We start from the raw sequence: 11,832 nt of genomic DNA, 5'->3' as shown, positions 1-11,832 counted from the left end.
TTGTACCTACACAAGATGAAGTAAAGACAATTGTAGCGGCCTTGAACAGTTTTATATTACAATACTTCAAAGTATACACTATTCGCTTTATTCCCAATTTAAAAAGAAGTAATTTTGCCTTAAAATAGAATGTCATGCATCCATTAGACAGAATGAACATGAGTGAGCAAGACCTCATAAACCAGGAAGTACACAACGCTTACGAAGCTATAAAGAACGGCGGTATTGTTCTTTACCCTACCGATACCGTTTGGGGGATAGGCTGCGACGCAACCAACCCTGAAGCCATAAAGAAAATATACGAGCTTAAGCAACGCGAAGAAAGCAAGAGCATGATCGTGCTAATGAACAGCGACCGTATGATGTACCAGGTTTTTAATAATATACCTGAAACGGCCTGGCAAATACTTGATCTTGCCGAAAAGCCTACTACACTAATATTAGACAATCCGCGTAATGTGGCACCTAACCTTATTGCACCAGATAAAACCCTGGGGGTTCGCCTGGTTAAGGAGCCTTTTTGCTTTAAGTTGATGGAACGCATGAAAAAACCTTTGGTTTCTACATCGGCTAACATCAGCGGGATGCCTACCCCTACCCGTTTTAAAGAAATTGACCATCATATTTTGGACGGTGTAGACTATATCGTAAATTTGCACCACGAAAAAATTGCCGCCATACCGTCGTCCATCATCAAGCTGGGCAACGATATGACAGTAAAAGTGATACGATAATGGAAAACAACACTTCATACAAAGAAGCACTTACTAATAAAATTTTTGAAATTACTGCCGAAGCTGCCGCTAACCTTAGCGTAGACAGCTACGTAATAGGTGGTTTTGTGCGTGATTTTTTATTGCAGCGCGATTTTAAAAAAGACATTGATATTGTAGCCGTGGGCAGCGGTATAGACCTTGCCCAAAAAGTGTCTTCGCTCATAAAACATAAGCCAAAAGTACAGGTTTTTAAAACCTATGGCACCGCCATGCTGCGTTATGAAGATATAGATATAGAGTTTGTTGGCGCACGTAAAGAGAGTTACCGTGCAGACAGCCGTAACCCACTGGTGGAAACCGGCACGCTTGAAGATGACCAAAATCGTCGCGATTTTACCATTAATGCACTGGCACTATCACTGGGCAAAGATAACTTTGGCGCACTGGTAGACCCGTTTAATGGCGTTGAAGACCTTAAAAACAAAATCATCCGTACACCTTTAGATCCGGATATTACATATAGTGATGACCCGCTACGCATGATGCGCGCCATACGCTTTGCCACACAGCTGGGCTTTACCATTGAAGCTGAATCGCTAGAGGCCATAAGCAGAAATAAAGAACGCATAAAGATAATTACCGGCGAGCGCATTGTAGACGAGCTTAACAAGATACTGTCTACCCCGGTGCCGTCGGTTGGATTTAAACTGCTACACCAAACCGGATTATTACACATCATCTTACCTGAACTTACAGCATTACAAGGTGTTGAAGAGGTGGAAGGCCAAACGCATAAGGACAATTTTTTCCATACGCTTGAGGTAGTAGATAACATTGCCCCAAACACAGATGATGTATGGCTGCGTTGGTCGGCATTATTACACGACATAGGCAAAGCGCCTACAAAGCGCTTCCATAAAAAACAGGGATGGACGTTTCACGGGCATGAGTTTTTGGGTGGAAAGATGGTCAAAAAACTGTTTGAACGCCTGCACATGCCGCTGAACCAAAAAATGAAGTTTGTATCTAAAATGGTGATGCTTAGCTCCCGACCTATTGTACTGGCACAGGATATTGTGACAGACAGTGCCGTGCGCAGGCTGGTGTTTGATGCCGGTGAGGACATTGACAGCCTGATGACGCTTTGTGAAGCTGACATTACCACCAAGAACCCTAACAAGTTTAAAAAATACCACAATAACTTTAAGATCGTCCGCCAAAAGATTGTAGAGGTTGAGGAGCGCGACCATGTACGCAATTTTCAGCCGCCCATTACCGGCGAAGAGATCATGGAGATATTCAATATCAAGCCTTCACGAGAAATTGGGATTTTAAAAGAAGCCATTAAAGAAGCGATACTGGAAGGCGAAATACCAAACGAGTACCAGGCAGCCCATGATTTTATGATGGTACGGGCACTTAAGCTTGGCCTTCAGCCAGCTTAGTTTGTTGTTTTGTGTTTATTGTTTCTTGACGTTGTTTGCGCTTTGTCATTCTGAACGTAGCGCAGCGGAGTGGAAGAATCTCAAATTTCAATCGGGATTCCTCCTATCGTCGGAATGACAAAACCTTGTAACTGATGATTACAAAATGACTTTTATCATAGAATAGGCATAGGGTTAGTAAGACCTTGCGCCAAATTAAATAAAAAATGAAACGGTACTTTCCCCGCATAACAAGAATAGCCTTAATACTAGTTTATTTAGTAATAGTAGCCGGTGCGCTGGTACGGATGACAGGCTCAGGAATGGGTTGCCCTGACTGGCCCAAGTGCTTTGGATATTACATTCCCCCTACTGATATTAAGGAACTACAGTTTACGCCCAACCGTGAATTTAAGCGCGGACAGGTTATCATTCATGATGAAAAGCTATGGGTGGCGCGGGAAACCTTTACAACCGCTGCCGATTATAACGAAGCCAACTGGGAGCATTATACCAAACACGATTATGCCGAGTTTAACCCTGTACATACCTGGGTAGAATATATCAATAGGCTTACCGGGGCACTGGCAGGGCTGGCTGTGTTGTTTATGGCATTTGCATCATTCTCTTTTGGTAAGACAAAATCGTCCATCATATTACTATCCTGGCTAGCCGTCTTTTTAATGGGCTTTCAGGCCTGGCTTGGTGCTACGGTGGTATACAGCGTTTTAAATCCCGTAAAAATAACCGTGCATATGGTTGTGGCACTTATTATTGTTGGGGTAATACTCAATATACTTGATAAGGCAAAAGAACTAACCCATACCGAAGCCTTTTATAAACACGATGGTTTCTTTAAAAAGCTATTATGGGTTACGCTTGTGTTTACATTGATACAGGTAGTACTGGGTACAGAGGTGCGCCAGTTTGTAGACGAGCAGGTAAAGCTTCTGGGGCATGAAAACATTCACCTGGTAATGCAGGATCCTATAATTAATTTCTACATTCACCGCTCATTTTCTATCGCCGTGTTAGGTATGAATATCTGGCTGTTTATCATGAACAAGCAAAAAGGGCTTGGCTATGCAAAAACATCATGGGTCTTATGCCTGCTGCTTGTAGAGATTGCCAGTGGCATTGCCATGTATAACTTTGACTTCCCTTTTGCCTCGCAAAGTATCCATGTGGTAACGGCTTCGCTGCTGTTTGGAACGCAGTATTATATGATACTGGAAAGCAGAAGGAGTGTTGCACAGCAAGCCTAAACTTTAGCAAACCATTATCATTCCTTTACCATCAAATTAGGATTTCAGGGTGTAATTTTACAATACTGAAAATAACCTAATAACAAAAAGATATGCCGAATTCAACCGAAATTAAAGGTGGCTGGGATGAGTTTAAAGGAAAACTCAAACAAAAATATGCCGAACTTACCGATGACGATTTAAAATACGAAGAAGGTAAAGACGATGAAATGTGGGGACGCCTTGAGCAGAAGCTGGGCAAAGCGAAAAAAGAAATTATGTCTCTTTTTCAATAGCTGAACCCTTTCCCTCAACGGGCCATAACCACATTCGGAAACTGTTCTGTAAACAAGCTATTTGTTTGCCGAACAGTTTTTTTATTTTCACTAAGTAATAGGAATAATTTATTGTCATAATAACTCTGAGATTTCTCCACTTCGCTGCGCCTGCCTCTGCCGGCAGGCAGGCTGCGGTCGAAATGGAACACAACGCCCTTCCATTTCGACGAAGGAGAAATCTCTACTGTGCAAAACACGACATTTTTTATTTCTATTATTTAATTCTCATTCAATCCAAAAATATTTCTCGCAAAGGGGCAGATCCTCAAAGCTTAATAAATTATCTAACAGTTACAGAAAACTTTGCGCCTTCATGCCTTTGCCTGATCTTTAGAAATGTACCTAAAGGGAATGCTTTATATTACTAAGTATACTGACTGACGTGAGTTCGATTTAAGCGAATCATAAGATATTTAACCTTTAAATTTATACCTACAAGGTCTTGAAGACCTTGCAGGAACCCTAAATAATCGAATCTGTGCTAACCTGCAAGGTTTTTGTAACCTTGTAGGTTTTGAAAAGAAAAATAGCACCTTAACTCGAACTCACGTTAACTAAGCTTTTCTTCCAAATGCAGCCTTCCACGCGCCGGTACTCCACAGCGGCCAGATAATTAAAATAGGATGCAGGAACAGCCTTATTAATCTCAGGTTATCGGTATTAAGCCCAAAAGCATCGGTATGGTTTATGTACTGGGTATAGTTTCCCGGAAAGATGGCGATAAAAAAGACCGTTGTTACCCACCCTACCCAAACTTTATACCTGCCCAGTGCTACGAGCGAAAAGCCAAGGGTTAATTCTACAATACCCGAAAGTACTACAACAGTATCTACACCCAGCGGTACCCAAGATGGCACCTGTGCAGCAAAATCTTCCCGTACAAAGGTAAGATGGCCTATGCCTGTAAATAATAGCAGTAACCCCAGCAGTATCCTGAAAATGTCCTGGGTTTTGGTCGTAGTAATATTAGATTGCATAATAAGTAAGGTTTTTAAATTGATAATCAAACACTTACTAAAGGTAAGAAAATATTTATTCCAAAATAAAAAGCACACTAAAAATCAAACGTTTACCTAAAACTATCAGACAAATGGGAAGTGCGTAATTATTTACGGTTACCCATATTACACACCTCAGCCATACAATAGTATCCACATCAAAATACCGGTTAAAAAAAATGCCTGCTAAAACACTTTTGACAGGTAGCAATAAGTTAAATTCAATGTGTTTTATAAACCAAACTACTTGTAAACAGCACCTAAAATAGCCTGACACAACTTTAGCTTATAGATTTTAAACACTTTACAATATTAAGCTATAGATATCATTGGTTAAAAAAACGGTTAATAAATAGACCCGTCACTATTTAAAAGTTTTATTACTGCATATAATTTTTCGGTACCTTTGGTAGAGCGCACAGACAGCGTATATCATCATCATGGGATTTGATTACAGGCAAATAGAACGGGTTGAAAAACTTACCAAACAGGAGTTTATAGATAATTATTACAAACCACAAAAACCCGTGGTTATAACACGCCAGATAGAAGACTGGCCCGCTTTTGAAAAGTGGAACTTTGATTTTTTAAAGGAGGTTGCCGGCGATAAAATGGTACCTCTTTATGACAACCGCAAAACCGACCATACTAAAAAGGTAAACGAACCCGACTTTACCATGACCATGGCAGAATATATTGCCATACTAAAAAAAGGCCCCACACAGCTTCGCATATTTTTGTTCAACCTGCTTAAGGAAGTTCCTGCTATGAAAGCAGATATGAAGTGGCCAGATCTTGGCCTGCGCCTTATAAAGAGCCTTCCTTTGGTATTTTTTGGAGGCGAGGGTGCTAAGGTTTTTATGCATTATGACATTGATTTTCCTAACATACTGCACTTTCACTTTAGCGGAAGAAAACAGTGCGTGCTGGTAGATCCGCAGGATACTAAATATATGTACCGCCTGCCCTACTCATGGATTTGTAATGAAGATATTGACTTTGACAATCCTGACTTTGAAAAATTTCCTGCGCTTAAAAAAGTACGCCCATACATTACCCACCTGGAGCACGGCGAAATGCTGTACATGCCCGAAGGCTGGTGGCACTATATGAAATATGAAACACCGGGCTTTTCGTTAAGTCTCCGCTCGCTTGCAGGCAGGCCAAAGAACCTGTTTAAGGGCTTAGCTAACGTTACCTTTAACCGTATTTACGATAACTGGATGCGTAAGCGCAAAGGCCAGGCATGGCTGGATTATAAAGCTGAAGAAGCTGTAAGACGTACAAATGCTTTATTGAAATAGTTGCAGAGTTTCATAGTTTCAAAGTTGCAGTAATCAACATAAAGGCCTGATAAGAATAATTTTATCAGGCCTTTTGTTATATCTAAAACGTCATCTTAACCTAAATTCAGCTTTGAAAGCTTAGAGGGTTTAACTATATCATTTTCGGGTTACAGCATAAAACAACTAACCTTTCCGGCTGGGATAATTACAAGCCTAAAAGCGATTTTACTTTTACAGGATTGGTATACATTCCGTCTTTAATCTCTATATAGAAATCCAGTTGCCATTTCTGGGTCTTAGCTGCCTGTTTGCTTTGCGGAACATCCCATGGAGGATATACCCTGAAAGCTCGTTTCCCCTCTACGTTATCTTTCGAGAATATTTTTTGTTGGAACAAAATATCCGCCGAAAATATGAAATGTCCTGATTGTCCATCTTTCTGAACAGCAACAACAACACAATCAACAGCATCGTTATTATCAAATGGCTGAATAGTACCATTTTTTATTCGCTTCCACAGCGTTACAAACTGTCCGTTTTTAGTAGGGGTAATTTTAGCCGACCTGTACAATATGTTTAGCCCATTCAGGCTAAAAGAAGCGGCATTATAGTCGGCACTTTCTTTATCTGTAGTAAAATCACTGATACCTAAACCTAAGTCTTCGAGCACCTGTAAACCAAGCTTATCGTTACTGCTCAATTATACCGATTTATTAACGTTTAGCTTACTGTGGCTTCTGCCGTATGCAAAATAGAACACCAGTCCAAGCAGCAGCCATGCGCCAAACCACATCCAGTTACTAAGCGCCATACCGGTAAGCAGGTAACAGCAAGACACTAATCCCAGCAATGGTACAAGCGAAAGGTTTTTTAAAAATGCCAGCACCGCCATAACTACACATAGCACAAAGAAGATAACCATTGTAATATTAGCTGTTACATCTCCCGAAAAATCGAAGGTACTGCTAAAGAAATCAGGAACCGAAAGGTGCACAATTACTGCGGCAGCAATTATAATAAGCGGGAATATAAACTTGGCATTGATATATGGTATTCTGAATTTGCTTTTTGTTTTGGCTTCGGCCACTTCTTCAGCACTTTGAGGAGACAGCAACAATACACCGCCGCATACCAGTACAAAGGCAAATAACGTACCTATACTTGTAAAATCGAGCACAAAGGTTTCATCGGTAAAAAAGATAGGTAACCCTACCACAATACCCGTAACTATGGTTGCAAATCCTGGGGTCTTGAATTTAGGGTGTATTGATGAGAATTTTTTTGGCATCAGTCCGTCACGGCTCATGGTCATCCAGATGCGCGGCTGCCCCAGCTGGAATACCAGCATAACGCTTGTCATGGCTACCACAGCAGCTATAGAAACAATAAACAGCATCCATTTTACACCTTTAAGGGCAAATATTTCAGCTAACGGATCTGTTACTCCCAGTTTTTCATACGGCACCATACCGGTAAGCACAAGTGCCAGGATAATATACAGTACTGTACAGATAACCAGCGAATAAATCATCCCCTTTGGCAGGTCGCGCTGAGGGTCTTTAGATTCTTCTGCAAGGGTAGATACAGCATCAAAACCTATGTAGGCAAAAAACACTGCCGATACACCCGCCATAACACCGCCAAAGCCCTTAGGCATAAAAGGCGTCCAGTTATCAATATCTATGTAAAAAACACCTACAGCAATTACCAGTAACACGATAAGCAGTTTTATAACCACCATAGCATTACTAAAGTTTTTAGACTCTTTAGTACCACGGTATACAAGGTAGGTTATCAGTACATTTATTATTACCGCGGGCAGGTCGAAGATTATTCTAAGGCTGCCCAGTAATGGTGCGTTTTGCCATGCATTAAAGCCTTCTCCAGCCTTGCCCTCTGTAAAATTACGGTGTGCCTCAGTATAATTTATGGTAAGCCATTCAGGCAAATGGATATGAAACGTTTCGAGCAGGTTTGTAAAATAACCGCTCCAGGAGAAGGCAATATAGATGTTACCAATAGAATACTCCATGATAAGCGCCCAGCCAATAACCCAGGCAAAGAGCTCGCCAAAAGATACATAAGCATAGGTATAAGCACTGCCCGATACCGGCACTCGCGATGCAAATTCGGCATAGCACATAGCGGTAAAGCCACACGCCACAGCACACATTATATACAGCAATATTACAGCAGGCCCGCCAGAAAAACAAGCATTACCAATGGCACTAAATGTACCTCCGCCAATGATGGCTGCAATACCAAAAAATGTCAAATCTCTTACCGTTAATACTTTGTGCAGGCTGCCGTGCTCTCCATCGCCGCCCTGTTGTAGTATTTTGCCTATTGGTTTAGTACGAAAAAGATCTTTAAATGCCATTTGTTATGTATTGGTACAGCAACAAATATAAAAAACTTAAAACATAAAAGCGTGTTATGTTGCATTTTTCACAATTTATCGTTAATTTATTACAGATAGGTTTTATTTATAAAATCATAAACAAATATGATAAATCTTATATCAGATGATTTAATAAACGGCGTATTTTTGTGTTGTTCTAAAAACGTTTTTAAAACCACTTAAATACAAAGATTATGTCATTAGTAGGAAAAAAATTCCCAAACATTGCCGTTGACGCCATTTCAGAAATGGGCGATAATTTATCGATCAACGTTTACCAGGAGGCTGTAAACAACAAAAAGAAAGTACTTCTTTTCTGGTACCCTAAAGATTTTACATTCGTATGCCCTACAGAACTTCACGCGTTTCAGGCTGCACTTGGCGAATTTGAAAAAAGAAATACTACTGTAATAGGCGCTTCTTGCGATACTAACGAGGTACACTTTGCATGGTTAAACACTGCAAAAGATAACGGTGGTATAGAAGGTGTTACTTACCCTATACTTGCAGATACTACGAGAAACCTTTCTAACATACTGGGCATTCTTGATGTAGAGTCTTCTGAATATAACGAAGAAACTGACTCTGTTATCCTTAAAGGTTCTAACGTTACCTACCGTGCTACATACCTTGTAGACGAAGACGGAAAAATATTCCACGAAAGTGTAAACGATATGCCTCTTGGGCGTAATGTAAACGAATACCTAAGGCTTATAGATGCCTACACTCACGTACAGGAAAAAGGTGAAGTGTGCCCTGCAAACTGGGAAGAAGGCAAAGAAGCAATGACGGCAGACCGCAAAGGTGTGGCATCATACCTTGCTTCTAACTAAATTATAAATACAAAAAAAGTAAACCATCATGTTACAGGAATTAGATAAGGACAACCTGGCAGAAATTGTTGCCGGCGCACCGGTTGTTGTGGTACAATATTCGGCCGGATGGTGCGGTAATTGCAGGATCATGAAGCCAAAATTCAAAAAAATGGCTGCAGAAAATGAAAACGCAACGTTTGTAATTGCAGACGCAGAAAATTTTCCTGAGTCGCGCAAGCTGGCTAAGGTAGATAACCTGCCCACTTTTGCCACGTTTAAAAACGGGGTACTGGTTAACCAGGTACAAACTAATAAAGTAGAAATTTTAACCGATCTTGTAAATGAAGTTACCAGTAATTAAGCACCTAACGGAGTTTATAGAGCAAAACGACCAGGACTATATTATAGAAACCCTGGAAGTGCTTGAAGCGCTTACCGAAGTGCCTTCGCTAAAAGACGAGGAGCTTGATGTAGTGGGAGAACTTATCTCTAATATGTATGGTGCGCTTGAAGTAAGCAAAATGATAAAAGACGGCATGAGCAAAAAAGATGCGCTTAATAGTTTTATGATGCGCGTTCTTGGTGCTATAGACAAGAATTAAGTTGTTTTGCAACTACCTTATATTGAAACGCCTCCGGAAACGGGGGCGTTTTTTGCTTGTACACATTAACGTTTTTTTTAACACATATATGGTAGCATTTTTATAAATTGGCTTTACCAACCAATTTATAATATAATGAAAAAAGCACTTTCCTTTTTAGCAGCATTGACCTGCCTTTTATTTATTTTTTCCGGATGTGAACATGATGACATCGCTGATACCGAAAAAAATGCTTCTTCCCACGAAACAGGTTTTAAGCATACTTATATTTCAAAAAAAGATTTAGCACAATACCCTAAAGTTTTAGAAATTTTAAACAAGATTGACGAAGAGCGCAATAAAGCTCAACTTACTAAAAGTGTATACAACGAAGATTATGACTTTTATGTAAATACTGATAGCATATTGAGAATTGACAAAGGATCCTACCACTCACTCACATTTTCTATATACCGTCTGCCTGACAGCGGAAAAACCGAAAACTTGGTACTTAGCTCTGTACCTAATGGCGATTATTCTGCTCAGCTCTATACCTACAACCTATCTGAGGTTGAGAAAGATTATTTAATTGATGGAAAGCCTACCCTTTTTAAGAATTTAGTAACGCGAACACCGCTTCCGCTATTTAAATCATCATCAGTTGCTGCAAAAATTACACAAGTGTGGTACACTGAACTTGTTATTATTGGCTGCAGCCATATAACTAACGGAGTATCTACACATAATGGCTCTAATATATCAAGTTGGGGTGGCTGCCATGCCGACAGAAAGCCGCAGTTACTTGTTCTTACACGTAGTTTACTGATTGATGACGGCGATAATGGCTGGGTAACCGGCGGCAATTATAGCGGCCTGGGTAGTGGCAACGGCGGCTATTACAGTGGTGGTACTTATAACCCTAATATTCCGCCGTATGACCCTGATAAAGATGATGCCATAATCACATTTCCGCTACTGACGATACCAACAGCAGAACAAAATTTTTACAATAATGACCTTACCCCAACCCAACGTGCTACTATGACAAGTGCCGCAAATGTAGATGTAAGGATACCTATGGTAGAACAATTGAAGCTAAATAATTTTTCCGGTGCAAGTAAAGATGTGGCAAAGTTTGTTTTAGATAATTTGTACAGCAACATTACTAAAGAAATGGCCATTGATATTTTAAATTTAGCGAAGTCTAATGTTGAGGCTGCTCAGGATATTTGTGATTATTTAGATGAGAATGGGTTTAGTGAGGAGAGTTTGGAATTTGTTTCCGAAATTGTCGATTCAATTAAAAATAATCCGTGGAATTATTCTAGCATCAAACCATTTTTAATTGAAAAGGAAATAAATTACTCGCAACTTGACCAATGCAGTGCTAGTGTATTAAATGCTATTAAAAACAATTCTGATATAGATATCTGTAAAATATTTGCTAAATTGGATGCAAATGGAAGTACATATAATACAACAGTTAAATCAGCCTCAATTGCAAGTGGAAGCCCAGCTAATACAGTTGTGAATTCACCTTACAATTATACTGTAACTTTAAATTCTGATTTTCCTTTTAGTAATGCAACTAAACTGGGGAGAGCTACTCTTTTAATACATGAATTAATACATGCGTACTTTATGAGCATTTTCGACGATTATCATAACGGAGTTCCTCAAAACTCTTCAGCCTATAATGATTTTCCAACTTTATTTCAAAAATTTGTTGACAAAACCTATCCCGGCTCTTCAATCCAGGCACATCATGAAGAGATGGCTAATCAATATGTAAATGTTATGGCTTCCGCATTACAAGAATATCAAACAGGTACACCAGTAACTGAAGGTGCTGCACCTCAACAGATTTATACTGACTTAGCTTGGGGTAGCCTTCAGGAAGCACCTATATTTAATACACTATATCCAAATGAAAATAACAACAGGAGTCGAATCATTGCAAGATACAATTCAGAATTGATTGGATATCCGACCCAAGGTGCTTCGCCTGTCGGAAATACCTGCAACTGAC

Annotated in this window: 12 protein-coding genes; 9 read left to right on the top strand and 3 right to left on the bottom strand. The window is 39.9% G+C overall.

What is annotated here, in order from left to right; all coding sequences use genetic code 11:
• Positions 1–134: 134 nt before the first annotated feature.
• From DYH63_RS02070 to DYH63_RS02055, 4 genes are all read left to right on the top strand, one after another.
• The gene (locus tag DYH63_RS02070; protein ID WP_240409049.1) at positions 135–734 is read left to right on the top strand and encodes an L-threonylcarbamoyladenylate synthase; all 600 of its coding nucleotides are present in this window, start codon (positions 135–137) and stop codon (positions 732–734) included.
• Positions 734–2,161 carry a CCA tRNA nucleotidyltransferase gene (locus DYH63_RS02065; RefSeq protein WP_116787220.1) on the top strand — a complete coding sequence of 476 codons (1,428 nt, stop codon included), beginning with the start codon at positions 734–736 and terminating at the stop codon, positions 2,159–2,161. Before DYH63_RS02070 ends, DYH63_RS02065 begins: the two co-directional genes overlap by 1 nt.
• A gap of 206 nt (positions 2,162–2,367) precedes the next feature.
• Positions 2,368–3,405, top strand: a complete 1,038-nt coding sequence (locus DYH63_RS02060; protein ID WP_116787219.1) for a COX15/CtaA family protein — start codon at positions 2,368–2,370, stop codon at positions 3,403–3,405.
• A gap of 92 nt (positions 3,406–3,497) precedes the next feature.
• A complete protein-coding gene (locus tag DYH63_RS02055; RefSeq protein WP_116787218.1) occupies positions 3,498–3,680 on the top strand; it encodes a CsbD family protein in 183 nt (60 codons plus the stop codon).
• A gap of 596 nt (positions 3,681–4,276) precedes the next feature.
• Here DYH63_RS02055 and DYH63_RS02050 read toward each other — a convergent pair.
• Positions 4,277–4,699: a DoxX family protein gene (locus DYH63_RS02050; protein ID WP_116787217.1), complete on the bottom strand. Its 423-nt coding sequence runs from the start codon at positions 4,697–4,699 to the stop codon at positions 4,277–4,279.
• 461 nt (positions 4,700–5,160) lie between these two features.
• On the opposite strand from DYH63_RS02050, the gene DYH63_RS02045 reads away from it, so the two are divergent.
• Positions 5,161–6,024 carry a cupin-like domain-containing protein gene (locus DYH63_RS02045; RefSeq protein WP_116787216.1) on the top strand — a complete coding sequence of 288 codons (864 nt, stop codon included), beginning with the start codon at positions 5,161–5,163 and terminating at the stop codon, positions 6,022–6,024.
• Positions 6,025–6,211: 187 nt separating this feature from the next.
• Here DYH63_RS02045 and DYH63_RS02040 read toward each other — a convergent pair whose 3' ends face one another.
• Both DYH63_RS02040 and DYH63_RS02035 read right to left on the bottom strand, forming a co-directional pair.
• Positions 6,212–6,706, bottom strand: coding sequence for a MepB family protein (locus tag DYH63_RS02040; protein WP_116787215.1), 495 nt, complete (start codon positions 6,704–6,706; stop codon positions 6,212–6,214).
• On the bottom strand, positions 6,707–8,386 hold the full coding sequence (locus DYH63_RS02035; protein ID WP_116787214.1) for an amino acid permease: 1,680 nt from the start codon (positions 8,384–8,386) through the stop codon (positions 6,707–6,709).
• A gap of 215 nt (positions 8,387–8,601) precedes the next feature.
• Between DYH63_RS02035 and DYH63_RS02030 the strand changes: the two genes are divergently transcribed.
• From DYH63_RS02030 to DYH63_RS02015, 4 genes are all read left to right on the top strand, one after another.
• Positions 8,602–9,240 (top strand): peroxiredoxin, encoded by a 639-nt coding sequence (locus DYH63_RS02030; protein ID WP_116787213.1) that lies wholly within the window; start codon positions 8,602–8,604, stop codon positions 9,238–9,240.
• Positions 9,241–9,268: 28 nt separating this feature from the next.
• Positions 9,269–9,583, top strand: coding sequence for a thioredoxin family protein (locus tag DYH63_RS02025; RefSeq protein ID WP_116787212.1), 315 nt, complete (start codon positions 9,269–9,271; stop codon positions 9,581–9,583).
• On the top strand, positions 9,564–9,824 hold the full coding sequence (locus tag DYH63_RS02020; protein ID WP_116787211.1) for a DUF6952 family protein: 261 nt from the start codon (positions 9,564–9,566) through the stop codon (positions 9,822–9,824). Before DYH63_RS02025 ends, DYH63_RS02020 begins: the two co-directional genes overlap by 20 nt.
• A gap of 135 nt (positions 9,825–9,959) precedes the next feature.
• A complete protein-coding gene (locus tag DYH63_RS02015; RefSeq protein WP_116787210.1) occupies positions 9,960–11,831 on the top strand; it encodes a hypothetical protein in 1,872 nt (623 codons plus the stop codon).
• Position 11,832: the final 1 nt, after the last annotated feature.

This window comes from Flavobacterium psychrotrophum, assembly GCF_003403075.1.
GTDB classification, from domain to species: Bacteria; Bacteroidota; Bacteroidia; order Flavobacteriales; family Flavobacteriaceae; genus Flavobacterium; species Flavobacterium psychrotrophum.
Note: the sequence above shows the minus strand (reverse complement) of the source record. Positions and strands in the feature narration are given on the sequence as shown.